Genomic DNA, 25,041 nt, shown 5'->3' with positions numbered 1-25,041 from the left:
TTATTAGTCTTAACATTATAACAAAGTTACTAATCATATGCCTATCGGTCAGCTTGATGATTTCCATCATGTATGGTATACCCTTATTTCTAAAAATTAAATTGTATTCTACATTTGTTTGTAGTCATTTTGAAAAACAGATATAATGATGACATATACATATTTACTTTCAATTCAGGGGTTTAGAAAGTAAATCGTTAACTATCTATAGTGTAAACGGGCACATTTTAAAAGATAGTCTCAAAGGGTCTCAATAATTTTTCAAAAATTAAACAAATTGAATAAAGGGGTATAAAAAATGAAAAACTTAGTTTTACTAGGCGGGGGTTATGGTAATATGCGAATTATGTCACGTATCTTACCAAATTCAATTCCCGAGGGGTATCAAGTGACGTTAGTCGATCGAATGCCTTTCCACGGATTAAAACCTGAATTCTATGCACTAGCAGCAGGTACAAAATCAGACAAAGACGTACGTATGCAATTTCCAGATAATAAACAAATTAATACAGTATATGGTGAAATCAATGATATTGATCTAGAGGAACAAATCATTTCTGTAGGCAATTCAAAAATCGACTACGACGAACTCATTATAGGGCTTGGTTGTGAAGATAAATACCATAATGTTCCTGGCGCTGAAGAATATACACATAGCATTCAAACATTATCTAAATCACGTGAAACCTTTCATAGTATCAGTGAATTACCTACCGGTGCGCGTGTAGGAATTGTAGGAGCTGGACTCAGTGGTATCGAATTAGCAAGTGAATTACGTGAAAGTCGTTCAGATTTAGAGATTCTTCTATACGATAGAGGCCCTCGTATTTTAAGAAATTTCCCTGAAAAGCTAAGTAAATACATATCAAAGTGGTTTTCTAAACACGACGTTACTGTAGTACCAAATTCAGTTATTGATCGTGTTGAACCCGGTAAGATATATAATAACGGTCAACCTGAAGATATTGATTTAGTAGTTTGGACAGCAGGAATACAACCTGTTGAAGTTGTACGTAACTTACCAATCGATTTAAGCAATACAGGTCGTGTCATTCTTAATCAATATCATCAAGTTCCAACTTATAAAAATGTGTATGTAGTAGGAGATTGTGCTGATCTTCCTCATGCACCTAGTGCACAATTAGCCGAGCTACAAGGTGATCAAATTGCCGATGTACTCAAAAAGCAATGGAATAATGAATCACTACCAGATAAGATGCCTGAAATTAAAATCCAAGGCTTCTTAGGTTCTCTTGGAGATAAACAAGGTTTCGCATATATAATGGATCGTACAGTCACTGGTCGTTTAGCTTCAATTTTAAAATCTGGTGTGCTTTGGCTTTATAAATATCATAATGGTTAAATCATTTATTAAAGGCAAGTTCTACTCATTTAAGAACTTGCCTTTATTTCTGTATTAAACTACGCTTCAAAATGCGTTTCTATAAAGCGTACAACTGGTTTCATTTGAATGTAACCGTCAGCAACATACTCGTCGTTCATCGTCACTAATGGATAAAACAATTCATCTTCTTGAATTCTTTCAATAAACTGTTCGTCATGATCTGTTAAATTCTCTGTATCTCGATTAATATCAATATATGTAAATTCAAAATGATGCTCTGGAAACTTCCGTTTTAGCAAAGGTTGAAGCCATTCATATGTATCTTTCGATGTTGGTGCGTTAACACAACTTGCACAAATTACATCAGCTCCATAAATCACAACACTTATTTTAGTCATTAAAAATCCCCCATCTTGTTTTATAGATTTTTACTACTGAATCTATTATAATGAATTAATAATGATTATGAAATAAATGACTTGAAAGGAGACATGTCACATGCCTACTGAGAACGCAACGATGTTCGATCAAGTAGCTGAAGTCATTGAACGCTTACGTCCATTTTTACTACGCGACGGCGGTGACTGTACACTTGTTGATGTCGAAGATGGTATTGTTAAATTACAATTACACGGTGCTTGTGGTACATGCCCAAGTTCTACAATCACTTTAAAGGCCGGAATTGAACGTGCACTACATGAAGAAGTTCCTGGTGTTATCGAGGTAGAACAAGTATTCTAATCGAATATATGAGTATAGATTGAGTCTGGGATGTTATTCTCAAATTAACAGCAGTAAGATAATTTTTATTAGAAATTATCTTACTGCTTCTTTTATATTTTATACTCTTCATTAACATATAGTTTTGATTTACTTTTAAAAATTTGACAACGTTTATATTTAAAAAGCCAGAAACTACTTATTTGTAGTCTCTGGCTTGATTATTATAAATTATTCATCATGATGCTTCTTTTCGTGATGGTCATGGGCTTTGTGGTCTTTTTTTGGTGGCTGATTCTTGGAGTAATCAACTTTATGATTTTTAGGATCTTTACCATCCATATGTTTAGCAATTTGTTGGTCTACATACACCCAACCTTTCCATCCAATATGAACAGCATCACTAATTACATATTTCTCATAATCTTTATTTGTCATATCATAAATTTTACCACCATTATCTACTACAGTAGAATGGATTTTTTTATAAATAGACTCACGTCTATCTTTATCTATACCGATATGATCATACCATCTACCATTTGATGGAATACTTACGTACTGTACATCTGCACCTGCTTCATGCAGAGTTTGCACTAATAATTGTAAGTCTTGGAATTCTGGAGAATCAATATTAAATTCATAATCACGTTTTATTTTACGTTTATTCTCTTTAATTAACTTCCAGTATGGGTCTCTAATATCAAATTTGTTAGTTTTAGTATTAGCCTTCCCAATATCTATAGCCTTATCTTTCATCTCATTCCAAGATGCATCTTCTTCAGTAGCAGGTTTAACATGTGCTAATGGAGGCTTTTTAAATGAGAATAGAGATTTAATTGCTTCAATTTTTATAAGTTGGTTTTCTTTAAATGCAGAAATATAGTTACCTGAAACTTCCCCTGGATGTTTCGCTTGCTCTCTTAAATATGATTTATTGTGAGCATGCGGGAATTGTAATAATCGTTGAGCATAACGTTTCTTTAAGTCAGCAGGCATATTTTTTTGATTGAACATCTGGTTGATTTGAGTCTGTGACATACGAGCATCAAAGTTTTGATTTGTTAAACCGTGATTGGTAAACCATTGAGGAGAAATAATAAATGTTAATTTCTTCCTTTTGAGATTATCGTATTGTGATGCCAATTCAACAGCATTAATCAAATCCGTTGATCCTCCAGTCCCGAGTAAAAACGTTTGTTTGCTTGAATTGTGTTTATTCAATGCAATACCTGGATTAAAAGGATCATCTTTACCAAGTTCACTTGAACCATATATTGGATAATACTTATCTGACTCAAATAGTTTATTTTGAATGAGCGTGCCTTTTAATACTTGATCTGTTAAAGAAATTCTATTATCAGCTAGCGTTTTATCCGTTACTAAGCCTGTAAACCAGCTTGCTGGCAATAGGACGAAGATAACGAATATCACACCACTAATTAAGATAGGTAAGAAAGGTTTAAATTTCATCGTAACTCTTCTAATGCTTCTACAATTTTATTAGGAGTTGCCCACTCATCTCTATCAAAATCCATAATAGATACTTCAATATCTAATTTATTTTGAATTTCTAAAAGTAAACCTACAGTTTGGAAAGAATCAATAATACCTTCTTCAAAAATTTCTACATCTGGGTTTTCTTTTACAATATCATTTTCAGCTACTTCTGCTAATAAGTCTAAAACTTGATCTCTAAATTCCATAATTAATTACTCCTTTATTAAATAAATTTACCTGAGAAAATTAAGAATCCAAATGTTACAAAATGGAAAGTAATGATAATACTCAATGCTGTAGTAAATCCATTTTGCCAACGTGGTGGATGTTTTTTACGCCAGCGTTCATAATAACCATACCCTATAAACAATGCCGCATGGTATAAACCATAAACAATGTAATATACTTCAAGACCATGCCATATGCCCATAATAAAGAAGTTTAAGAAGAATGCCATATTAGACATTGCAAATTGACTTTTTAATAACTTCTTACGAGACATATAGAATAATGATCTCATGTAAATGCAATCTCTAAACCAGAACGATAAAGTCATATGCCATCTGTTCCAGAAATCTTTAATATTTTTAGCTTTAAATGGTTGATTAAAGTTCGGTGGTGTTTTAATTCCATATAAATAACTTACTGCAATCGCAAACAAGCTATATCCTGCAAAGTCAAAGAATAAGTATAAGCTGTATGCATACATATAAAGCCACATATGTGTTAAACCGTGTAAGTTCATTTGTAATGGGTTAACTGCATACACTTGAATAAAGTACGCAATAATATATTTATACAAGAACCCTAACATAATCATGTGGATGGCTTTAAGAACAAGCTCTCTATACTCTCCACCTGTAGGCACCTTCTTATCGTCTTTAACAAAACGTTTATAACGATCAATTGGTCCAGAAGAAATTGTTGGGAAGAATGAAATAAATTGAATTAACTTCCAAACTTTGATCTCTTTAATTGAACCATCTCTAATTTCCATAATAAGTTGAACACTTTTAAATGTTACGTAGGATATACCTAAGAATCCGACAAATTCGATTAATTTACTTTCATGAAAATGAATCTGATGTCCGCCTAACCATGAACTTTGAAGAATCTTCACAATCGCTAATGGTAGGATAGATAACACCATGACAGTAGTAAATTTAGCAAATGTATTATTCTTTTGACGAGACTTATAATAGAACATGATTAATGCGACTTGCCAAATTACATAAATAATAAAACTTAACAATTGCACACTTAAATACTTTTGACCAAGAAGATTGTGTTTATCTGAAGAAAAGATAAGTACAATCATAATGGCGGTACTTATACCGTTATAAATATAACTACGCTTACCTAAAAATCCGAGTATTATAACTGGTATAAGCACAATAAAAGCAATTAAGAAGAAGGTAAACGTTCCATATGGAATCATCCGTTAACTACCTCTGCAATCTTCTTACGATCTAATTTACCATTTGAAGTAAGTGGTAATTTTTCCATCCATTCGAACTTTCTCGGAATCATATACTCTGGTAAGCGTGATTTAAGTTCATGTTTGATATTCGTTGTAATTTCTAAGTTGTCTTCAACTCTATCATAAGGTACAACAGCACCGATAAGATGTACAACTTTACCATTTTTATAAACTGGTACGACAATTGCTTCTCTTACATATTGTGATTGACGTAATTGCGTTTCAATTTCTTCTAATTCCATTCGATAACCGTTTAACTTTATTTGGAAATCGATACGTCCTTGAATAAACCATAATCCATCTTCTTCTTTAGCCTTATCTCCAGTGTGATAAGTTCTAGTACCATCTTCAAAGTTGAAAACCGCTGTAGTCTTCTCCTCATTCTTAAGATAACCTAAACTCACACTTTGTCCTTCAATAACAAGCTCACCTTCATCAGTAGTTGATAGTGTTGTACCTGGTCGTGATACGCCTACTGGTAGAGGATTATATTGCTCTAATACCTCTTGAGTGATTTGAATACTTGTTACAGCCACTGTAGCTTCTGTAGGTCCATACGTGTTGTAAATTGTGGCACTAGGATATCTACTTACTAAAGCTTTAGCTGTTCTATGAGGTAGAATTTCCCCACAGAAGAAGAAATGATTTAAACTATTATATTGCTTCTCATTAAGATTTGGTAATAATAAACACATTTCGATAAATGAAGGAGTAGATACCCAAACATTAATTGGTGTGTTCATTAACATCTCATTTAACAGTTTAGGTTTTTTAATCATATCTTTATCCACTAAATTAAGAGTACCACCGGACGTTAAGCATGGATATATCGCCATGACCGATAAATCAAATGAGAATGGTGCTTGGTTTAGCCATTCTTGACCTTGTCCAGCTCCATTCAGTGATACCATCCACTCGGCAAATTCAACGAGACTTGCATATTCAATTTGAACCCCTTTAGGTTCTCCTGTCGAACCAGATGTAAAGATAGTATACACAACATCGTTATATTTCATTTGACTATCAAAAATAACAGGATCTTGTGAGTCTTGAATATCTTTAATAGAAATTTCTTTTCCGATAGATTGCTCTAAAGTTTCATCTGAAGTGTTAAAAATAAATTCTGGTTGAACTTTTTCGATAATCATTTTTACACGTTCTTCTGGTACTGATGTATCGATAGGTACATAACCACAACCCGCTTTAATTGCTCCTAACATCCCGACAATCATATACGGAGACATGTGTCCATATAATACCATTGGTTTTTTACCATCTTGTAATTGATGTGCTAACTTACTTGAAGCTTCATCTAATTCTTTATAAGTCAAGACATCTTCTATATGTCTAACAGCTATCTTATCTGGCTGTTCTTTAGCGAAATGATTTAACGTATTAATAATTTCTGCCATCATTACTCTCCCTCATTAAAATTCATTATAAATGAAGTTATTATGTGTATCGCCACTACCATATATTAAGTATAAAGCTATAAATATAGCTAAATATAATAATGTAAGTAAGTAAGGCTTCATTTTTTCATAATACTTATTAGGTTCTTTACTTTTAGTTTTCATATAGCACCTCTTAAACTTAGATTGTTTGATATGTATATAAACAATCATCTTACATATAAAAATATATTCGTCAAAATTTAAAGCTTTCTCGAATCGTTAACATAAAAATACAATGCTACTTCTATATTTTTGTTTTACAATTCATTATAGTCACAATTGAATTATAATTCAATTCTATTTTTTATAATTATTGCATGTTTCACTTTGATATCAAGACTTTGTAAAACATTTTTTCGTCACGCATTGGGAAAGACTTAAGTTCCTCTTTTTATTAGAACATCATTATTTTAAGACTAAAACATCTAATAAACAATTACATACCGACTAACAAAATTGTTAGATTAAATCACTAAAAACTCACGCAACCTCAAAAAGATAATTATCCCTAGATTGCGTGAGTTTAAAAAACCTTTTTAGTTATTAACTTTTACCGGAGTGATAGGTAGTTGATGATTTAAAACAGCTAAAATATTATTAACACAAAGTTGTACCATTCGATCTCTTGTGAGACGTGATGCGCTTCCAATATGAGGTACAATCACCGCGTTATCAAGTTTCAATAGAGGATGATTCACATCAATAGGTTCTTGACGCAATACATCAAGTCCACAACCTAAAATAGTATGATTTCGTAGCGCTTCAACCAATGCAGTTTCATCAACAATGGCACCTCGTCCGATATTAATGAAAATGGCATCATTCTTCATCAAATTGAATGCTTTTGAATCAAATTGATTCTCAGTTTGTGGTGTTAACGGTGCTGTACAAATGACAAAGTCACTTTCTTTTAATAAAGTTTCAAACGAAACGTACGTCGCATCTAACTCTTTTTCAGCTTCTGGATTCTGAGTACGGTTGTGATATAAAATACGAGTATTAAAACCTTTTAAACGACGTGCAAACGCTCTACCAATACCGCCCATACCATATATACCTACTGTCGAACCGTGAACATCTTTTCCGGAAAGTAAATAAGGCCCCCAGCTTTGCCATTGACCCTCTTGCACATATCTTTCCGCTTCAATAATGCGTCTAGCAACTGTTAACATAAGTGTAAAACCTAATTCAGCAGTCGTTTCAGTTAATACATCAGGTGTGTTAGTTACAGTAATGTCATGATCATTCGCTCTGACGACATCTATGTTGTCATAACCTACAGCCATATTTGCAATAATTTTAAGGTCAGACGCTTCTGTCAATACTTCTTCGTCTACGCTTTCACTTAAAGTAATAAAACAGGCAGTAGCGTCTTTAACTTCACTTAAAAATGTTTCTCTAGGCATTGGTGTTAATTCTTTATCCCACATGACGACATCGCCGATTTGTTCTAATTGTTCAATAAATTTTTGAGGAATCTTTCGAGTAATTAGTATTTTGTTCATCCACTCACCCCAGTTTATTTATACATCTATTATTTAATGCTTACCTTAGAAAATTATTACACAGTACTATGGGTTACTTTTCAAGTTCAGTGATAGCAACATTTAAATCTGCGAAAGAATGTGTGGGTGGTACTTCTTTAGTTTGAATTTCTTCGTAAGTAGTTACGCCTGTTTGAACGTGAATCGTATCAATGCCTACATTAATACCTGACATAATATCTGTATCATACAAGTCTCCTACCATGGCTACATCCTCTTTATTTAAACCTAGTATTTCTAGAGCTTTATCCATAATTATCGTTTCAGGTTTACCAATAAATTGTGGTTGTACCCCAGTAGAAACACTAACAACACTTGTAATAGCGCCATTTCCAGGTAAGAACCCTCTTTCCTTAGGAATGGAGACGTCAGGATTAGTAGAGAGGAATTTAGCACCATTCCTAACTCCTAATGTGGCTACTGCAAGTTTCTCATATGTAACTTCTTCATCTAAACCAATCACCACATAATCTACATGTTCATTAGCTTTTACAGTTAATCCTGCTTCAGTTAAAGCTGTTTTCAAGCCATTACCACCAAGCATGTAAACTGATGCATTTGGGTGTTCTTCTGAAATAAAGTCAGCAGTAGCAAGTGCTGAAGTCACAATTTCCTCAGGTTTCGCATCAATTTTCATTTCACGAAGTTTGTCAACAACTTGGTCCGGCGTCTTCGTTGAGTTGTTTGTAACATATAAATGTGGTATTTCATTGCGATTCAAATAATCTATAAATTGTGCCGCTCCATCGATTTCATCTGTACCTTTGTACATCGTACCATCTAAATCGATTAAATAGGCTTTATAATTCTTCACTATTGGTTCTCCCCTTTTCCAAATGCAGTAATTGGAACGTTCTCACTTTCAAGAAATTGTGCAACCTCTTTGATAAATTTCTTATAATATGGCAATGATTTATCAAATAAAGGCATGATTTCTTTTACATTTAATTCTGTATAATTGTGTGCAAATTGTTTTCTGACATCTACAGTGTCATTAATATGGGTTTGAGTTTCCTTAGAAATTACATTTTCTAATTCTAGAATATCAATCACGTCTTTATAGTTACCTGGATCTCTTAAAATAAACCCATCTATAATCATATTTCCAATATCTACTGATGATTCGATTAACATTTGAGCAATACGTTCATACGCATAATGATTTTCTTTATTTTTATCATAATCCTCTGTCAAACCTTGTAAATAGGTCAATTTCTGCGTCAATTTTTCTTTATCTACGAAATACATTCGTTCGTCACCTCTTCATACATCTATCATGCATATCATATCATAATTTTGCAGTCGTCTTCATTTGTCGTTATACTTAGACGTAACACTTTTTGGAAAATAAAGGAGCGCATAACGCATGATTGATATGTACTTATATGATGACGAAGAACAAAGCCAAGTTCAGTTCGTAGGGTTTGTTGGAGAACACAGTCGTTATGATTTAATGCTCGTTCAAACTGACAGACACTATGGGAAAACACTCGTATTAAATATGCAAACAAATAAATTCGGAATTATAGGAACAGATGATATTGAAGAAGAAGGCTATATTGCACATATACTTGGTGTCACAGAAGAAGAAGGCGATGAAATTATTGAATACTTGAACGAAGTGACTCATTAAATATATCTGTTAACAAGAACGTAATCATACCACTACAACAATGAGCAAAAATGATATATATCTACTTATACATCATAAAGGCCCATTAAATCGAGATATAGTGCTCGACTTAATGGGCCTTTATCTATCTTCAGTATCATGTGTCTTCTCAGTATCTTGAATGGTAGGTTGTATTTTAACATCATGAAGTTTATCTATAAGATCCGCTTCATCCTCTACTTCGTCTACTAGTTCATTTTCGGGTATATGTCGTACTACAAAATATGGGCAACCAAAATTACAGTATTCTAGTATGTAATCTTGAATACTTGAAAACCGTTTACTTATCTCAGCTTTCTTATTGCTATCTTTATAAAAACCTTTTAAACGTAATTGATCATAACCAAAATCACCAACTACATAATCATACTTATTTAAAATATCTGAGTATCTCGCTGCAAATGTTTCCTCATTGAAACAATCTCTATATTCTTCAATTAATTCAAAGTATTGTTCTTCTACTTTAATCATCGTTTCACCTAATCTAATTAATATAAAAACTTAGGTTGATGACGAACCAACCTAAGTTTCAGAATATATATTACATCTTATTTACTTAATTGTTCTTCACCTTGGCGTTGTCTTTCTTTAGCTGCTTCGTTAACTTGTTCATCTGCGTGATATGAACTACGTACAAGTGGACCTGCTTGGCAATGTTTGAAGCCTTTATCCATAGCAACTTTTCTCATTTTACCAAATTCTAATGGTGTATAATATTTCTCAACTTTAAGATGTTTACGAGAAGGTTGTAAGTATTGTCCTATTGTAAGGATGTCTACATCATTTGCACGTAAATCATCCATTGTTTCATAAATTTCTTCCATTGTTTCCCCTAAGCCGACCATAAGACTAGATTTCGTTGGAATATCAGGTTGTAGTTCTTTAGAACGACGTAGAAATTCTAACGTACGATCGTACGTAGCACGAGCACGTACTCTAGGCGTTAAGCGACGAACTGTTTCAATATTATGATTTAAAATGTCTGGTCTTGAAGCCATTAAAGTTTCAAGTGCTTCATAATCTCCACCCATATCCGATGGTAAAATCTCAATCGTTGTAAATGGGTTTCTTTCTCTAACTTTACGCACTGTTTCAGCATAGACATTTGAGCCTTGATCTCTTAAATCGTCACGAGCAACTGCAGTAATAACCACATGTTTTAAGTTCATTAACTCTACTGATTCAGCGACACGTTCTGGTTCATTTAAATCTAACTCGTTCGGCAAACCAGTTTTAACCGCACAGAATCGACAAGCTCTTGTGCAAACAGCCCCTAGAATCATAAACGTAGCTGTACGTCTAGCTCCCCAACATTCGTGTATGTTTGGACACTTTGCTTCTTCACAAACTGTGTGTAAATTTTTCTCACGCATCATCTTTTTGAGACCAGTATAGTTTTCGTTCGTGTTAAGCTTAATCTTCAACCAATCTGGTTTACGCAAAATTTCTTCATTTTTAGTCGCCATAACAACGCATACCCTCCTGTTTAATATCTCTTCGTTTATTATAACGAAATTAACAATAAATTAAAATCTAATATACGTTAAATTTAAAATCTAAGCAACTTTTCCTTGAAAATGTCTCTTAAAAATTCTGGCATGATATAATCTGTTGGCAAGCCTTTTAAAATTGGGAAATATCTACCAAATGTATACATATCGACAGTACCTAACGTGTATTGATGATCTGTTTGAATTTCTTCACCATTTATGAAGTATCTATTTTCAGATTCTATGAATCCTAGATTATAAAGAATATAACCACCGAAAATGTCACCTCTAAAACCTAAGCCTTGAGCATGTTCATGCATGTATTCCTGTTTTTGGCTCTTTTGAATGACTTTAATTAATTCGTCACCAGTTAAACGAACCCTCACTAAGTTAATCGGATGCGGTAACATACGATGAATATCATATTCCGTGACTTTATCAGCCTCTATACTATTCACAATTAACCCAGCATTCACTAATGCACAATCTGCATGCGTAAATTCATAAACACTCTCTACTAATAAGTAAGAAGTTTCGGTAATGACATCCGTTTTTTTCAGTAATTTAACATGATGGTCAATGACAGGCTCACTTAATAAAGCTTTACCTTCTTCTTCAAAGTGCGTTTCAACTTGTGGTAACGCATCAAGAGGATGTAATTTCGCTTTTTTATCAGAGACTTTACCATGTTCGATGGTTAGGTTGACTTCTCCTAAGAAATGACCATATTTCCCAGCTGCGGCCATAAGTACGCCATTGTTAAATTCACCATTTTCAAAGTAATGGTGTGTATGACTCCCGAAAATGACATCAATTTCAGGAATTTCTTGGCATAATTTCTCATCAAAGAAAACACCCACATGGCTCATAACAATTAAAATATCAAATTGACCCTTATGAGTTTCAATTTCATCTTTAATTGCCGCTAATGGATCAGTCACAACCCAATCCAGTGCTCTGTAAAAAGGAGTGAATGGTGCTGTTGCAGCCACAAATAATATACGACTACCTTCAATTTCTTTAACATATGAAGACGTTATATGATTAGGTAAATATCCTTTCTCATCAAACACATTTGCACATATGACTTTAAAATTCGCGTCAGTGTATAAATTTTGTAGTGCTTCATGAGAAATCGTCATACCTTCGTTATTACCAATCGTCGCAATATCACAATGTGCTTGATTAAGTAATTCAATATTCTTTTTACCAATCGTTGCTTCTGTGACAGGGGCTGATAAATCGACATGATCACCAATATCTAAATAAAGGGAGGGATGTTGAAGTTGTGGTCGATGGCTAGCCATATAAGATTGAATACGGGCATATTCGTTTAAGTGACTGTGAATATCGTTTGTATGATAAATTGTTAATTCCATGACACGTCCCCCTCTCAAATTAATCAATCAATTATACTTATTAGTTACTTTAGCATTTAACATCTCTATCTAAAAGTAGAAGTGCTTAGAGTATTACAAGAGAGATTTAATTATTAAATATGCGCCTAATAATAACATGACTGTTCTTAGTAGCATGACTACAGTATCTGATTTAAGTGAACGATTCACTTTAACTCCAATTTGCGCTCCAATAATACTAGAAATAATCAATGCCACTGAATAACCCCAAGCAACATGACCTTGTACAATGTGTCCAATAGAACTCATTACACTTGAAAAGAAAATCATCATCATACTTGTTCCTACAGCAACATGTGGTGGAAATCTAAATACAATGAGCATTAATGGAGTCATTAGAGCTCCTCCACCTATACCAAATAAACCGGTAAGTATACCTATAAATAAAGTTGCGACAAATGCAAAGAATGGTGGCACACTGTAATGATAGGTTTTACCCTCTGCATCAACATATGTACGTTCATATTGTGGTTTATCAAATATTTTGAAAGGTTTAATTTTATGACGCACCATAAGCAATATTGCTACACAAATCATAAAAATACCAAAGTATAAATTAAATGAATCTAAAGTTAAAAATTGACTTAAAAATGAACCTATGAGTGATCCTGGTAATAAGCCAAAAAGAAAAATAGAACCGTTTTTTATATCAACTTGTTTCGTTTTTAAATATCCTAATGAAGATGATAATCCTGTAACGATAAGGATAACTGAAGATGTACCAATAGCAATCTGTGGTGTGATGCCATGAAGTATATGATGATTTACTCCTAAATATACAAGCGTCGGCACAATAATTATGCCGCCTCCTATACCTACAATTGACCCTAAGATTGCTGAGAGTCCACCTATTAAAACAAGTAAAATAATAGTTAATAACATGATATTCGCCTCTTAAAATAATTTTAATTGTTGTGGAGCTAAACCTTCATAATCAATGCCTAGTATACCTTGATATGTTTTAGCATTTTGAGCTGCATGTCCACCAGAATTATTATTAAAAATTACATAAACTTTTTTAGCTTTTTGATTTAAGATTTTAACCTTTTGTGCTAAATCTTCAAGTTCTTCTTCATTATAATCATACAAATATCTAACATCTCGCCATTCTTGATCTGTCATATCTTTTTTCGTCCATCCATGACGATTACGGCCATGATAACGTACAAAAGCTACTTGGTTTGTAATTCTGTTAACGAGAGGAATACTACCTTCTTTTACTTGAGGTTCATCAACAACAGAATGTATAATTTGATGATCTGTTAAAAATGATAAAGTTTGCTCTTTAAAACGATCATCGAACCAAGATTGGTGTCGGAACTCCACGCACATAGGAACTTCCTCTAATTGCTTTCTTACATATAAAATGTAGTTAATATTTTGAGCGTTGCAATCAAACCATGGTGGAAATTGAACTAGGACCATCGCAAGTTTATTATGCTCTTTAAGAGGCTCAAGCATCTCTTTAAATTGTTCAAATAATTCACTACGTGTTTCCGCATATTCTTTATAATCTGCATGAAGGGTTAATGCTTGATGTATTTTTACAATAAATTGAAAACGTTTAGGCGTTTCATTTATCCATTTCATTATGTTTCGTTCTGGTTGAATTGCATAATATGAGGCATCTAATTCCACTATAGGAAAATGACTAGCGTAAGTCTTTAACTTGTCACTTTTGCGGTCTAAATCCTCATATAATGTATCATGGTCTCCCCAACCAGTAAGACCTATTTCTATCATTTTTATCACCATCAACATGATACCACACTATAATAGAGTGGTTCACTCGAACAAGCTAAAATTTACATATTCTTTATTATTATAAAAATCGATGATTTTCATATAAAAAAGAGAAGGATACTCCGTTATTATCAACGGATGCCCTCCCTCTCTTAATTGAACTATATCTATATAAGTTGTAATTTCTTATTCACTTGCGATATGACTCTATCCATTATCATTGCAGCATGCATTTTCTCAGCAAGACGTGGAGATTGTCCACTCCACATATGTGTAAGTTCTCTATTACCATCTTGAGCTGCAGCTTTTCTGATACTATTAGTCAGTTGATTTTGAATTGGATAATCAGGAATTTCGCCATCAAACTGATTCATTTCATCAATAAACTCATTATGAATCCCTCGTGCATACTTACCACTAAATACTTTAGTAACTACAGTGTCTGTTTCATTGCTTCCTAGAATAGCATTTTTTAATAAATCACTCGCAGCACTTTCATCAGAAATTAGGAATGCTGTACCCATTTGCACACCTTGTGCGCCAAGCATCATGCTCGCAAGCAAACCTCTACCGTCCATAATTCCGCCTGCAGCAACAACCGGTACCGTCACATTATCTACCACTTGAGGTACAAGCGACATTGTTCCTATCATAGGTTCATCATCGCCATGATTGAGAAATGAACCCCTGTGTCCACCTGCTTCACTGCCTTGTGCGACAATGATATCCATTCCTGAACGCTCATTTTCAATTGCTTCATCAACACTTGTAGCTGTACCGACTAAAGTGACATTTGCTTCTTTAAGTTTTTGAATTGTTTCTTCATCAGGAATACCGAATGTGAAACAACATACAGGCACACGATACTTAATAATTAAATCAATCGCTTGTTTAAACTGTATATCCTCTGTGACGTTGACAACAGGTTCCTCTAAATTAAATGCACGTCTATATGGTTTCAACCAAGCATTCATATGATTAATTTGGTCTGGTAGATAACGATTTTTACTAGGAACAAAGAGATTCACGCCAAAAGGTTTATCAGTCAATCGTTGCACCTCTAAAATTTCATTTTCCAACTTTTCAGCATTAAAATAACCTGCACCAATTGTGCCTAAACCACCACGTTCACTTATAGTAGAGACTAGGTGAGGCGTCGTACTACCAGCCATTCCTGCTTGAATGATAGGATATTGTATGCCCAATACTTTCGTCATTCCATTTTCATTCCACATCATGTTTCACCCTTCTTAATAAAGTTATCGGCCTTTCATACTTTGAGGAAGTCTTTGATTTTTTAATTTTTCTTCTTCTTCTTGATCCATTTCATCCTCAATTTCCATGCCCAGTAATTCTTCAATTAAGTCTTCATGTGACACGATCGCATCGGTACCACCATATTCATCCAACACAATCGCTAAATGCTTACGCGTCACAGTCATTTTACGAAGCACCCATTCCGCTCGATTGTGCTCGTTTACAAATAGTGGACTCGATGCATAATTCGTAATTTTATCGTCTTTATGCTTACTCCATGCTAATAAATATTTTGAATGAAATACACCGATAATATCATCAATATCTTCATCATACACCGGATACCTTGTATAAGGTTCATTCATAACTGTTTCATATGCTTCATCATAAGTGACTTCTTTTGAAAATGCCACTACCTTCACGCGTGGTGTTGTATCTACATCAGTTATCTTTAATTTTTCAAAGTCCATCACATTTTGTAAACGTGCATTTTCAACTTCATTAAATGCACCTTCTCGTCCTGCAATATTTAATAATGTACGTATTTCTTCTTTTGAAAAACGCTTTTCCACAGGTTTTCCTCGAGAAAACAAATGATTAATACCGTCTGTCATTTTATTCAATACGAATGTGATAGGCTTTAAAATAATTACTAAAATATTGATAATTGGATAAACCAAACGTGAAATTTGATCTGGAAATGTCGCAGCAATTGATTTCGGAATAACCTCTGAAATTAAAATAATTAATATGATTATAATTACAGAAGCAACGACAATATTGACTCCCTTTCGAATAGCTAAAATAGCTACTAGAATAGGTAAAATAATATTTGCTACGTTATTAACTATAAGAATAGTCGTAATAAATTCATTGGGTTTATCTAATAATTTTGAAAGTCCTTTAGCTTTTCTGTCACCATTCTTCGCAGCAGTTTGAAACTTAGTACGATTAGCAGCAGTTAATGCCGTTTCACTTCCAGAGAAGAAAAACGAAACTAAAAATAAAATGATAATCGAGACAATCATGATGTATTCTCCTTATAAAGTAATCATTGTGAACTTTTATACACTATTTCCCAAGAAATAAACATTCGAAACGATAAACCACTATGACAATAAATGAATCAAATAAATAACCTGCCAACAACTCTGATATAAGGTTGATGACAGGTTTAATATTCTAAATTATTAAATTCGTAACTTTAGTGTATAATTAGCCGATTGAACCTTCCATTTCGAATTTGATTAATCGGTTCATTTCTACTGCATATTCCATTGGTAATTCTTTAGTGAATGGTTCAATGAAGCCCATAACAATCATTTCAGTGGCTTCTTCTTCAGAAATACCACGACTCATAAGATAGAATAATTGTTCTTCTGACACTTTAGACACTTTAGCTTCGTGTTCTAATGAAATATTGTCATTAAATACTTCATTATATGGAATTGTATCAGACGTAGATTCATTATCTAAGATTAACGTATCACATTCAATATTTGAACGTGCACCTTTAGCTTTGCGTCCGAAGTGAACGATACCACGATAAATAACTTTACCACCATTTTTAGAGATGGATTTAGAAACGATAGTTGAAGATGTATTAGGAGCTTTATGAATCATTTTAGCACCGGCATCTTGAACTTGACCTTTACCAGCGAAAGCAATTGATAATGTACTACCTTTAGCACCTTCACCTAGTAATACACAGTTAGGGTATTTCATTGTTAACTTAGAACCTAAGTTACCGTCTACCCATTCCATGTTACCATTTTCATGAACAAAAGTACGTTTAGTAACTAAGTTATAGACATTGTTTGCCCAGTTTTGAATAGTTGTGTAACGAACATGCGCATCTTTATGCACTATAATCTCAACAACAGCCGAATGTAATGAGCTTGTTGAATAAACTGGTGCAGTACAACCTTCAACATAGTTTACTGATGCACCTTCATCCGCAATTATTAAAGTACGCTCAAATTGACCCATATTTTCAGAGTTAATACGGAAGTATGCTTGTAAAGGTGTGTCTAATTTAACGTTTTTCGGTACATAGATAAATGATCCACCTGACCATACTGCTGAATTTAATGCCGCGAATTTATTATCTGCAGCAGGTACAACAGATGCAAAGTATTCTCTGAATAAATCTTCATTTTCGCGTAATGCACTATCAGTATCTTTGAAGATAATTCCTTTTTCTTCTAATTCTTTCTCCATGTTATGATAAACAACTTCTGATTCATATTGTGCAGATACACCAGCTAAATATTTTTGTTCAGCTTCAGGAATACCTAATTTATCAAACGTACGTTTAATTTCTTCAGGGACTTCATCCCAAGAACGTTCTGTATGCTCTGATGGTTTAACATAATAAGTAATATCATCAAAGTCTAATTCTGATAAGTCTCCGCCCCATTGTGGCATAGGCATTTTATAGAATAATTTCAATGCTTTAAGACGGAAATCTAACATCCATTGCGGTTCTTCTTTCATCTTAGAAATTTCAGTAACGATATTTTCTGTTAAACCTCGCTCTGATCTGAAAATGGACACATCCTCATCGTGGAAACCATATTTATAATCTCCAACATCAGGTGCTTTTTTAGCCATTTTAATCACTCCTTGAATTGATAATTAATAAACAACGTGCGCATGAGATTTTTAATTTATATAGTTAAAAGTGTAATACTTAAAAATGACTATTCTTTAAAGTTGTAATATATATTATAACAACATACTGTAGTCATCTAAAGACTACATAGTTGCTATAATTTAAGTTTACCCGATTCATTTTAAAACACACTGAAGAAGATATTAATAATTAATTATTCTTCTTCAGTTGTACCTTCTGCTTTACCTTCTTTTTCAACTGTACCTTTCTCTAAAGCTTTCCAAGCAAGAGTTGCACATTTGATACGTGCTGGGAATTGAGATACACCTTGTAATGCTTCAATGTCACCCATCTCTTCCGTAATTTCATAGTCTTCACCGAGCATCATCTTAGTGAATTCTTGGCTCATTTGCATAGCTTCAGCAAGAGAATGACCTTTTACCGCTTCTGTCATCATTGATGCACTTGACATAGAAATTGAGCAACCTTCTCCTTCGAACTTTGCATCATTAATTATACCGTCATGAATATCGAATGTTAGACGAATACGGTCACCACAAGTAGGGTTATTCATATCCACTGTCATTGAGCCGTTATCTAAAACACCTTTATTTCTAGGGTTCTTATAATGATCCATAATTACAGATCGATATAGTTGATCTAAATTATTAAAATTCATAAGAGAAAAACTCCTTCGTTTGTTTCAATGCTTGAACTAACTGATCAATATCCTCTTTAGTGTTGTAAACATAGAAACTTGCTCGTGCAGTTGAGGATACATTAAGCCATTTCATTAGTGGTTGTGCACAGTGATGTCCAGCTCGAACAGCCACACCTTCAGTATCAACTGCTGTCGCAACATCATGAGGGTGAATATCTGAAAGATTGAAAGTAATCACACCTGCTCGACGATCTTTAGGTGGTCCATATATTTCTAAACCTTCAATTGCAGACATTTGATCGTATGCATACTCAGTCAGCTCTTTCTCATGCTTGTGTATAGCATCAAAGCCAAGGTCTTCAATGTAACGAATCGCTTCACCTAAACCAATTGCTTGTGCAATAAGAGGTGTTCCAGCTTCAAATTTCGTTGGTAAATCGGCCCAAGTAGCATCGTATTTACTAACAAAATCAATCATATCTCCACCGAATTCTACAGGTTCCATATCTTTAAGTAATTGACGTTTACCATATAAAACACCAATACCTGTAGGTCCTAACATCTTATGTCCACTAAAACTATAAAAATCAGCATCAATATCTTGCATATCCAAGGCCATATGTGGTGCAGCTTGAGCGCCATCAACACTAATAATAGCACCATGTTCGTGTGCGATGTCTGCAATCGTTTTAACATCATTAATTGTACCTAAGACGTTTGATACATGTGCAATAGCTACAATCTTAGTTTTTTCATTTATTGTTTCTTTAATGTCATCTACTCTAAGTTCGCCTTCATCAGTCATTGGGATAAATTTTAGTGATGCATTTTTACGCTTAGCTAATTGCTGCCATGGAACAATATTCGCGTGATGTTCCATCTCAGTCACAACTATTTCATCGCCTTCTTCGACGTTAGCGTCACCATAACTACGTGCAACAATATTGATTGATGCAGTTGTCCCTCTAGTGAAAATAATTTCTTCAAAATATTTAGCATTAATAAATCGACGAACAGTTTCACGAGCACTTTCATAGCCATCTGTTGCTAGTGATCCTAAAGTGTGAACACCACGGTGGACGTTAGAGTTATAACGTCTATAATAATCATCTAATACATTTAACACTTGAACAGGCGTTTGACTTGTAGCAGTTGAATCAAGATACGCTAAGCGCTTTCCGTTAACTTGTTGTTCAAGAATCGGGAAATCTTTAATGACATTGTTCACATTAAAAGTTTTTTCGGCCACTATATTCACGACCTTTCTATAATTAAAAATCTCGTTTTATTGGGTTAATAATTTTTGAAAATTTAAATTAAAGATTTATTTAGAAACTTTACGTTCAATAACTTCTCTTAATTGACGTTTAACGTCTTCAATTGGTAATTCACGAACTACTGGGTCTAAGAAACCATGTATAACTAAACGTTCAGCTTCAGTTCTTGAAATACCGCGACTCATTAAGTAATAAAGTTGCTCAGGGTCAACTCGACCTACTGACGCAGCGTGACCTGCTTCAACATCGTCTTCATCAATTAATAAGATAGGGTTAGCGTCACCACGTGCATTTTCAGATAGCATTAGTACACGAGATTCTTGATTAGCGATAGATTTAGTACCGCCGTGTTTAATATAACCAATACCATTAAACACTGAAGATGCATTTTCTGTCATTACGCCATGTTTTAAGATATAACCGTCAGTTTCTTTACCATACTGAACAATTTTAGATGTTAAATTAATTTTTTGGTCACCTGTTCCAACTACAACTGATTTCAATTCACTTGTTGAACGATCACCAATTAAGTTAGTAGTATTATCAATAATTTGACTACCTTCATTCATTAAGCCTAATGCCCAATTAATAGAGGCATCTGCTTCAGTTGTACCACGACGAATAATGTGACCGGTAAAACCTTTATCTAAGTAATCTACAGAGCCATAAGTGACATTAGAATTAGCTCCTGCAATCACTTCTGAAACAATATTAATTTGATTATCTTCACCATTTGCATTAGATAAATAATTCTCTACATAAGTTACTTCTGCACTTTCTTCAGTAACAAGAATAACGTGGTTATAGAAACTTGCATTATCGTCGTCATGAAGTACAACGTATTGAATTGGATGTTCAACTACAACATTCTTAGGTACATATACAAATATACCACCATTCATTAATGCAGTGTGTAGCGCTGTTAAACGATGTTCATCAATATCTACAGCTTTAGTCATGAAGTATTTTTGAACTAATTCACTGTGATTCACCAATGCTTCTGATAAACCTTCAATAATGACACCATCTTTTTTAGCTTGGTCTGACACTTGACTATAAGCTAAATCGTTATTGTGTTGAATCACTAAATTTTCAGAGTTTTCAACATCAATAATTTGTTTTACTGATTCTGGTAATTCGCTAAGGTTTTCATATGCACTGCCTTTTGTTTCATGTTGTTTAAATGTATCAAAATTCCATTTTCGTAATTTTGTTTTATCAGGTTTTGGCATTTCTAAAGTTTCTGTTAATTTCAACGCTTTTTTACGTAATTCTGTCATCCAAGAAGGTTCATTGTGCGCTTTTGAATAATCAACAAGTTGTTCTTCAGAAATGTTCAAAGTTTCAGTTGTCATAACTTTCTTTGCCTCCTACTTGATGAAATATAATTTGCTTAGTATGTTCATTTTCATCTTTAAAAGTGAACATCTCATTGTAAAAAGTCCTATTGACGACTATTCAGCTGCACCAAATTCTTCTTTAACCCATTCATAACCTTCTTCTTCAAGGCGTTTAGCTAGCTCTGGGCCACCAGATTTCACTACTTTACCACCATACATAACATGCACTTTATCAGGTGTGATGTAGTTTAATAAACGTTGATAGTGCGTAATCATTAATGCACCAAAGTCTTCACCACGCATTTGATTAATTCCTTTAGATACAACTTTTAAAGCATCGATATCTAAACCAGAATCAATTTCATCTAGAATAGCGAATTTCGGTTCTAACATCATTAATTGTAGAATTTCGTTACGTTTTTTCTCCCCACCAGAGAAACCTTCGTTTAAGTAACGTTGAGCCATATCTTGATCAATATCTAAGAAATCCATCTCTTTATCCAATTTCTTGATAAATTGCATTAAATTAATTTCTTGTCCTTCTTCACGTTTAGCATTAATAGCAGAACGCATGAAATCAGCATTTGTAACACCAGTGATTTCTGAAGGATATTGCATTGCTAGGAATAAACCTGCTTTAGCTCTTTCATCAACTTCTAATTCTAAAATATTAACGCCGTCTAATAATACTTCCCCTTGTGTCACTTCATAACTAGGGTGTCCCATGATTGCAGATGATAATGTTGATTTACCAGTGCCGTTAGGGCCCATAATTGCGTGTATTTCTCCTGTATTAACAGTTAAGTTTACACCTTTTAAAATTTCTTTATCCTCAATAGACACATGTAGGTCTTTGATTTCTAATGTTGATGACATTTATATTCCCTCCGTAAAATATAAAGTTTTCTTAACTAGTTTATAATAATTTTAATCTGTAGTCAAAAAGACTTAGTGAATTTCAATTCTCTTTATTATAACGCACTTAAGCACTAATATAAACTTTTTAAACCTTTTATTTAGATTAATTCTTTAAATAAAATTATTTTTATTTAACTCGTAAAATTTCATTAAATGATAAAGATAAGCTCAATTTCTCAATAGCCAATTTTTAGACAAAATAAAGGGTTTGTTTCCCTAAAATTTGAATTTTGTGATATTATGCAGTTTAACCTTTAAATCTTAAATGAAAGGAGCCATTCATGAACAACTTCAAATGGACGAATATTCTTAAAGGTTTTGGCATGGGTACAAGTGATTTAATTCCTGGTGTAAGTGGTGGAACAATAGCTTTACTGCTAGGTATCTATGATGATTTTATTAGTTCTGTAAGCGGACTGTTCTCGAAACGTTTTTGGCCGAGTTTTAAATTTTTACTTCCTATTTTATTAGGAATGGGTTTAGCCATCGCTTTATTAAGCAACTTATTCAACTATTTATTAAGCTATCACGAAATTCCAACTATGTTCTTTTTCACAGGATTGATTATTGGAATCATTCCATACTTACTAAAAACTTCTAACTTTAAACAAACCTTTAAAACCAAGCACTATCTAATGATTTTAATTGGAATTATTATTTTGGTCATCATTACACTTCTTAATAATGGTGATAAACATTCTGGCGAAACATTAACTCTATCTTTTGGTCTTATTATTAAATATTTTATAGCTGGTATGTTCGCCTCAAGTGCAATGTTATTACCCGGAATCTCTGGATCTTTTATGTTATTAGTATTTGGTGCCTATGGGACGGTAATGTTTTCAATCTCTGAGCTAGTGAACTTAAATTTCACAGCATTACCTATTTTAATCATCGTTGGATTAGGTATTTTGACAGGATTTATGCTGTCTAGCCGTATGATTCAGTACTTCCTGCACCATCACACAACGATGACGTTCGCATTGATTATAGGATTTGTAATTGGTTCAATTTATGCCGTTTTCCCAGGCTTCCCTGAAAATGGCCTAGTTTGGATAATCTCATTTTTAACAATAATTATAGGCTTTATTGTTAGTTTTACCTTAGGACTAATTACAGCAAAATCAGATAATCAATAAATTTTAATATTTTTAACACAATAAAACCCTCACGTACGATTCTGTACCTGAGGGCTTTCTAAAAGTAAAGAGACAAATTTATTTGTCGCCTTTAAATTTATCAATTACATCGTTAGCTTTTTCTTTAGCGTTATCAACAACTTCTTTAGCTTTACCTGAAGTTTTGTCTTCTTTGCCTTCTTGTTCTAAATTTTTATTATCTGTAGCGTTACCTACTGTTTCTTTAATATTACCTTTAGCTTGTTCAAATTTATTATCTTCAGCCATTGTAATTTCCTCCTTATGACTTTATCTTTATAATTTATACCCTCTAAAATCTAGAATAAACATCAATATAATGATAATCGCTTAATTTTTTATTTTAAAAGATTGCTTTATACAGTGATTTTCATATACTAAAATTACCAAAAACTTTTTAAGGAGTGTAGTTATGAAATTCGTCAATATTACATCTATGACTGAAGGTGGACTTAATAAGAAAGTTAATCGTTTTTTAGAACAAAATCCAAATATAGAAGTCTTAAAATTTGATTATCAAATGGGATACGGTGGTCTCGGTGTAGGTATTCTTTATAGAGTAGTATAAAATTTAAATAAAAAGATCACTCTCTTAACATATGCGTTAAGAAAGTGATCTTTTGTTTTACTTAGCTGGTACGACTGCACCATCATATTTTTTATCGATATAATCTCTGATTTCTTTAGATTGAAGAACTTCCATTAAAGCTTTAATTTTCTTATCATCTTTATGTCCTTTTTTAACTGCAATTAAGTTAGCATAAGGATTATCTTTGGCTTTCTCTAAGGCAATTGAGTCTTTTTTAGGACTTAATTTTTGGTCAATTGCGTAGTTAGAATTGATGATGACTGCATCAGCTTTTTGATTTTGGTAAATTTTTGGTAAGTATTCGGCTGATTGTTTGTTATTAAATTTGATATCTTTTTTATTCTCTTCGATATCACTAAATTTAGCGTCTTCAATCTTAACGCCTTTTTTAAGTTTAATTAAGCCTTCATCCACAAAGAATTTTAAGAAACGTCCTTGTTCAGCAGGATTATTTGAAACGTAGACCGTTGCACCTTTAGGTAAATCTTTCAAACTTTTATATTTTTTAGAGTAAACTGCCATAGGTTCTAATTCTACATCTCCAGCAGATTCAATTTTGTATCCTTTTTCTTTACTTTCAGTTTTCAAGTATGGTGTATGTTGGAAGAAGTTTGCGTCGATTTCACCTTTATCTAATAATTTATTAGGTGTAGTGTAATCGTTAATTGTTTTAATCTTTAAGTCATAACCTTTTTTCTCAAGTAATGGTTTAGCTTTTTCTAAAATTTCAGCGTGAGGGGCTGGTGAAGCACCTACTGTGATTGTTTTCTCTTTGTCACCACCGCCACCACAAGCAGCTAAAGCAACTGTTAATGCCAAAACTAAAATAATACCTAAAATTTTTTTCATTGAACGTTTTCCC

At 33.3% G+C, this 25,041-nt stretch carries 28 protein-coding genes; 5 read left to right on the top strand and 23 right to left on the bottom strand.

Features of this window, described 5'->3' with window-relative positions; translation table 11 throughout:
• The first annotated feature begins 298 nt into the window (after window positions 1–298).
• Entirely contained in the window at window positions 299–1,363 is a 1,065-nt protein-coding gene (locus tag AC3WQX_RS01635) for an NAD(P)/FAD-dependent oxidoreductase (RefSeq protein ID WP_002433076.1), read from the top strand.
• Between the two features lie 59 nt (window positions 1,364–1,422).
• On the opposite strand, the gene AC3WQX_RS01630 is transcribed toward AC3WQX_RS01635, so the two are convergent.
• Window positions 1,423–1,743, bottom strand: a complete 321-nt coding sequence (locus AC3WQX_RS01630; RefSeq protein WP_023350616.1) for a YuzD family protein — start codon at window positions 1,741–1,743, stop codon at window positions 1,423–1,425.
• Window positions 1,744–1,843: 100 nt separating this feature from the next.
• On the opposite strand from AC3WQX_RS01630, the gene AC3WQX_RS01625 reads away from it, so the two are divergent.
• On the top strand, window positions 1,844–2,086 hold the full coding sequence (locus AC3WQX_RS01625) for a NifU family protein (protein WP_002433501.1): 243 nt from the start codon (window positions 1,844–1,846) through the stop codon (window positions 2,084–2,086).
• 210 nt (window positions 2,087–2,296) lie between these two features.
• On the opposite strand, the gene dltD is transcribed toward AC3WQX_RS01625, so the two are convergent.
• From dltD to AC3WQX_RS01585, 8 genes are all read right to left on the bottom strand, one after another.
• Entirely contained in the window at window positions 2,297–3,538 is a 1,242-nt protein-coding gene (gene dltD / locus AC3WQX_RS01620; protein ID WP_023350617.1) for a D-alanyl-lipoteichoic acid biosynthesis protein DltD, read from the bottom strand.
• Complete coding sequence (dltC, locus tag AC3WQX_RS01615) at window positions 3,535–3,771, bottom strand: D-alanine--poly(phosphoribitol) ligase subunit 2 (RefSeq protein ID WP_002433359.1); 237 nt, start codon at window positions 3,769–3,771, stop codon at window positions 3,535–3,537. Before dltC ends, dltD begins: the two co-directional genes overlap by 4 nt.
• A 17-nt stretch (window positions 3,772–3,788) precedes the next feature.
• Entirely contained in the window at window positions 3,789–5,003 is a 1,215-nt protein-coding gene (gene dltB / locus AC3WQX_RS01610) for a D-alanyl-lipoteichoic acid biosynthesis protein DltB (protein ID WP_023350618.1), read from the bottom strand.
• Window positions 5,000–6,457 (bottom strand): D-alanine--poly(phosphoribitol) ligase subunit DltA, encoded by a 1,458-nt coding sequence (dltA, locus tag AC3WQX_RS01605; RefSeq protein ID WP_037560609.1) that lies wholly within the window; start codon window positions 6,455–6,457, stop codon window positions 5,000–5,002. The genes dltB and dltA overlap by 4 nt, the downstream gene beginning before the upstream one ends.
• 15 nt (window positions 6,458–6,472) lie before the next feature.
• Window positions 6,473–6,622: a teichoic acid D-Ala incorporation-associated protein DltX gene (locus tag AC3WQX_RS01600; RefSeq protein ID WP_002433492.1), complete on the bottom strand. Its 150-nt coding sequence runs from the start codon at window positions 6,620–6,622 to the stop codon at window positions 6,473–6,475.
• Between the two features lie 413 nt (window positions 6,623–7,035).
• Window positions 7,036–8,004 (bottom strand): 2-hydroxyacid dehydrogenase, encoded by a 969-nt coding sequence (locus tag AC3WQX_RS01595; RefSeq protein ID WP_023350620.1) that lies wholly within the window; start codon window positions 8,002–8,004, stop codon window positions 7,036–7,038.
• A 73-nt stretch (window positions 8,005–8,077) separates the two neighbouring features.
• Entirely contained in the window at window positions 8,078–8,857 is a 780-nt protein-coding gene (locus AC3WQX_RS01590; protein WP_002433242.1) for a TIGR01457 family HAD-type hydrolase, read from the bottom strand.
• Window positions 8,857–9,291, bottom strand: a complete 435-nt coding sequence (locus AC3WQX_RS01585; RefSeq protein WP_023350621.1) for a DUF86 domain-containing protein — start codon at window positions 9,289–9,291, stop codon at window positions 8,857–8,859. The genes AC3WQX_RS01590 and AC3WQX_RS01585 overlap by 1 nt, the downstream gene beginning before the upstream one ends.
• A 118-nt stretch (window positions 9,292–9,409) precedes the next feature.
• On the opposite strand from AC3WQX_RS01585, the gene AC3WQX_RS01580 reads away from it, so the two are divergent.
• Entirely contained in the window at window positions 9,410–9,676 is a 267-nt protein-coding gene (locus tag AC3WQX_RS01580) for a DUF3055 domain-containing protein (RefSeq protein ID WP_492739727.1), read from the top strand.
• 120 nt (window positions 9,677–9,796) lie between these two features.
• Here AC3WQX_RS01580 and AC3WQX_RS01575 read toward each other — a convergent pair whose 3' ends face one another.
• From AC3WQX_RS01575 to sufC, 12 genes are all read right to left on the bottom strand, one after another.
• Window positions 9,797–10,186 carry a YutD family protein gene (locus AC3WQX_RS01575; protein WP_023350622.1) on the bottom strand — a complete coding sequence of 130 codons (390 nt, stop codon included), beginning with the start codon at window positions 10,184–10,186 and terminating at the stop codon, window positions 9,797–9,799.
• Window positions 10,187–10,263: 77 nt separating this feature from the next.
• Window positions 10,264–11,181, bottom strand: a complete 918-nt coding sequence (gene lipA / locus AC3WQX_RS01570) for a lipoyl synthase (RefSeq protein WP_002433269.1) — start codon at window positions 11,179–11,181, stop codon at window positions 10,264–10,266.
• 83 nt (window positions 11,182–11,264) lie between these two features.
• Window positions 11,265–12,584 (bottom strand): bifunctional metallophosphatase/5'-nucleotidase, encoded by a 1,320-nt coding sequence (locus tag AC3WQX_RS01565; protein ID WP_492739726.1) that lies wholly within the window; start codon window positions 12,582–12,584, stop codon window positions 11,265–11,267.
• Window positions 12,585–12,677: 93 nt separating this feature from the next.
• Window positions 12,678–13,505: a sulfite exporter TauE/SafE family protein gene (locus AC3WQX_RS01560; RefSeq protein ID WP_002433256.1), complete on the bottom strand. Its 828-nt coding sequence runs from the start codon at window positions 13,503–13,505 to the stop codon at window positions 12,678–12,680.
• Between the two features lie 12 nt (window positions 13,506–13,517).
• Entirely contained in the window at window positions 13,518–14,366 is an 849-nt protein-coding gene (locus tag AC3WQX_RS01555) for a DUF72 domain-containing protein (protein ID WP_002433507.1), read from the bottom strand.
• 167 nt (window positions 14,367–14,533) lie between these two features.
• The gene (locus AC3WQX_RS01550; protein ID WP_037560671.1) at window positions 14,534–15,601 is read right to left on the bottom strand and encodes an NAD(P)H-dependent flavin oxidoreductase; all 1,068 of its coding nucleotides are present in this window, start codon (window positions 15,599–15,601) and stop codon (window positions 14,534–14,536) included.
• Window positions 15,602–15,625: 24 nt separating this feature from the next.
• On the bottom strand, window positions 15,626–16,651 hold the full coding sequence (locus AC3WQX_RS01545) for a hemolysin family protein (protein WP_002433202.1): 1,026 nt from the start codon (window positions 16,649–16,651) through the stop codon (window positions 15,626–15,628).
• A 187-nt stretch (window positions 16,652–16,838) separates the two neighbouring features.
• A complete protein-coding gene (sufB, locus tag AC3WQX_RS01540; RefSeq protein WP_002433495.1) occupies window positions 16,839–18,236 on the bottom strand; it encodes a Fe-S cluster assembly protein SufB in 1,398 nt (465 codons plus the stop codon).
• A gap of 215 nt (window positions 18,237–18,451) precedes the next feature.
• Window positions 18,452–18,916, bottom strand: coding sequence for a Fe-S cluster assembly sulfur transfer protein SufU (gene sufU, locus AC3WQX_RS01535; protein WP_023350625.1), 465 nt, complete (start codon window positions 18,914–18,916; stop codon window positions 18,452–18,454).
• The gene (locus AC3WQX_RS01530; protein WP_171817103.1) at window positions 18,906–20,156 is read right to left on the bottom strand and encodes a cysteine desulfurase; all 1,251 of its coding nucleotides are present in this window, start codon (window positions 20,154–20,156) and stop codon (window positions 18,906–18,908) included. The genes sufU and AC3WQX_RS01530 overlap by 11 nt, the downstream gene beginning before the upstream one ends.
• Window positions 20,157–20,222: 66 nt before the next feature.
• Window positions 20,223–21,530 carry a Fe-S cluster assembly protein SufD gene (sufD, locus tag AC3WQX_RS01525; protein WP_023350627.1) on the bottom strand — a complete coding sequence of 436 codons (1,308 nt, stop codon included), beginning with the start codon at window positions 21,528–21,530 and terminating at the stop codon, window positions 20,223–20,225.
• A 99-nt stretch (window positions 21,531–21,629) separates the two neighbouring features.
• A complete protein-coding gene (sufC, locus tag AC3WQX_RS01520) occupies window positions 21,630–22,391 on the bottom strand; it encodes a Fe-S cluster assembly ATPase SufC (protein ID WP_002433436.1) in 762 nt (253 codons plus the stop codon).
• Between the two features lie 323 nt (window positions 22,392–22,714).
• On the opposite strand from sufC, the gene popT reads away from it, so the two are divergent.
• The gene (gene popT, locus AC3WQX_RS01515) at window positions 22,715–23,572 is read left to right on the top strand and encodes a polyprenyl-phosphate transporter PopT (protein WP_023350628.1); all 858 of its coding nucleotides are present in this window, start codon (window positions 22,715–22,717) and stop codon (window positions 23,570–23,572) included.
• A 78-nt stretch (window positions 23,573–23,650) separates the two neighbouring features.
• Here popT and AC3WQX_RS01510 read toward each other — a convergent pair whose 3' ends face one another.
• On the bottom strand, window positions 23,651–23,839 hold the full coding sequence (locus AC3WQX_RS01510; RefSeq protein ID WP_002433364.1) for a CsbD family protein: 189 nt from the start codon (window positions 23,837–23,839) through the stop codon (window positions 23,651–23,653).
• Between the two features lie 163 nt (window positions 23,840–24,002).
• On the opposite strand from AC3WQX_RS01510, the gene AC3WQX_RS01505 reads away from it, so the two are divergent.
• Window positions 24,003–24,158: a hypothetical protein gene (locus tag AC3WQX_RS01505; RefSeq protein ID WP_002433227.1), complete on the top strand. Its 156-nt coding sequence runs from the start codon at window positions 24,003–24,005 to the stop codon at window positions 24,156–24,158.
• Window positions 24,159–24,215: 57 nt separating this feature from the next.
• On the opposite strand, the gene AC3WQX_RS01500 is transcribed toward AC3WQX_RS01505, so the two are convergent.
• A complete protein-coding gene (locus AC3WQX_RS01500) occupies window positions 24,216–25,028 on the bottom strand; it encodes a MetQ/NlpA family ABC transporter substrate-binding protein (protein WP_002452800.1) in 813 nt (270 codons plus the stop codon).
• Window positions 25,029–25,041 lie beyond the last annotated feature (13 nt).

It is taken from the genome of Staphylococcus sp. FW104-15G4D (assembly GCF_058790135.1).
This window is presented reverse-complemented; position numbering and strand designations above follow the sequence as displayed.

Excerpts from the sequence above, each read along its gene's own strand:
- AC3WQX_RS01635 (WP_002433076.1), top strand. The coding sequence starts at position 299 with ATGAAAAACTTAGTTTTACTAGGCGGGGGTTATGGTAATATGCGAATT.
- AC3WQX_RS01630 (WP_023350616.1), bottom strand. The coding sequence starts at position 1,743 with ATGACTAAAATAAGTGTTGTGATTTATGGAGCTGATGTAATTTGTGCA.
- AC3WQX_RS01625 (WP_002433501.1), top strand. The coding sequence starts at position 1,844 with ATGCCTACTGAGAACGCAACGATGTTCGATCAAGTAGCTGAAGTCATT.
- dltD (WP_023350617.1), bottom strand. The coding sequence starts at position 3,538 with ATGAAATTTAAACCTTTCTTACCTATCTTAATTAGTGGTGTGATATTC.
- dltC (WP_002433359.1), bottom strand. The coding sequence starts at position 3,771 with ATGGAATTTAGAGATCAAGTTTTAGACTTATTAGCAGAAGTAGCTGAA.
- dltB (WP_023350618.1), bottom strand. The coding sequence starts at position 5,003 with ATGATTCCATATGGAACGTTTACCTTCTTCTTAATTGCTTTTATTGTG.
- dltA (WP_037560609.1), bottom strand. The coding sequence starts at position 6,457 with ATGGCAGAAATTATTAATACGTTAAATCATTTCGCTAAAGAACAGCCA.
- AC3WQX_RS01600 (WP_002433492.1), bottom strand. The coding sequence starts at position 6,622 with ATGAAAACTAAAAGTAAAGAACCTAATAAGTATTATGAAAAAATGAAG.
- AC3WQX_RS01595 (WP_023350620.1), bottom strand. The coding sequence starts at position 8,004 with ATGAACAAAATACTAATTACTCGAAAGATTCCTCAAAAATTTATTGAA.
- AC3WQX_RS01585 (WP_023350621.1), bottom strand. The coding sequence starts at position 9,291 with ATGTATTTCGTAGATAAAGAAAAATTGACGCAGAAATTGACCTATTTA.
- AC3WQX_RS01580 (WP_492739727.1), top strand. The coding sequence starts at position 9,410 with ATGATTGATATGTACTTATATGATGACGAAGAACAAAGCCAAGTTCAG.
- AC3WQX_RS01575 (WP_023350622.1), bottom strand. The coding sequence starts at position 10,186 with ATGATTAAAGTAGAAGAACAATACTTTGAATTAATTGAAGAATATAGA.
- lipA (WP_002433269.1), bottom strand. The coding sequence starts at position 11,181 with ATGGCGACTAAAAATGAAGAAATTTTGCGTAAACCAGATTGGTTGAAG.
- AC3WQX_RS01565 (WP_492739726.1), bottom strand. The coding sequence starts at position 12,584 with ATGGAATTAACAATTTATCATACAAACGATATTCACAGTCACTTAAAC.
- AC3WQX_RS01560 (WP_002433256.1), bottom strand. The coding sequence starts at position 13,505 with ATGTTATTAACTATTATTTTACTTGTTTTAATAGGTGGACTCTCAGCA.
- AC3WQX_RS01555 (WP_002433507.1), bottom strand. The coding sequence starts at position 14,366 with ATGATAGAAATAGGTCTTACTGGTTGGGGAGACCATGATACATTATAT.
- AC3WQX_RS01550 (WP_037560671.1), bottom strand. The coding sequence starts at position 15,601 with ATGTGGAATGAAAATGGAATGACGAAAGTATTGGGCATACAATATCCT.
- AC3WQX_RS01545 (WP_002433202.1), bottom strand. The coding sequence starts at position 16,651 with ATGATTGTCTCGATTATCATTTTATTTTTAGTTTCGTTTTTCTTCTCT.
- sufB (WP_002433495.1), bottom strand. The coding sequence starts at position 18,236 with ATGGCTAAAAAAGCACCTGATGTTGGAGATTATAAATATGGTTTCCAC.
- sufU (WP_023350625.1), bottom strand. The coding sequence starts at position 18,916 with ATGAATTTTAATAATTTAGATCAACTATATCGATCTGTAATTATGGAT.
- sufD (WP_023350627.1), bottom strand. The coding sequence starts at position 21,530 with ATGACAACTGAAACTTTGAACATTTCTGAAGAACAACTTGTTGATTAT.
- sufC (WP_002433436.1), bottom strand. The coding sequence starts at position 22,391 with ATGTCATCAACATTAGAAATCAAAGACCTACATGTGTCTATTGAGGAT.
- popT (WP_023350628.1), top strand. The coding sequence starts at position 22,715 with ATGAACAACTTCAAATGGACGAATATTCTTAAAGGTTTTGGCATGGGT.
- AC3WQX_RS01510 (WP_002433364.1), bottom strand. The coding sequence starts at position 23,839 with ATGGCTGAAGATAATAAATTTGAACAAGCTAAAGGTAATATTAAAGAA.
- AC3WQX_RS01505 (WP_002433227.1), top strand. The coding sequence starts at position 24,003 with ATGAAATTCGTCAATATTACATCTATGACTGAAGGTGGACTTAATAAG.
- AC3WQX_RS01500 (WP_002452800.1), bottom strand. The coding sequence starts at position 25,028 with ATGAAAAAAATTTTAGGTATTATTTTAGTTTTGGCATTAACAGTTGCT.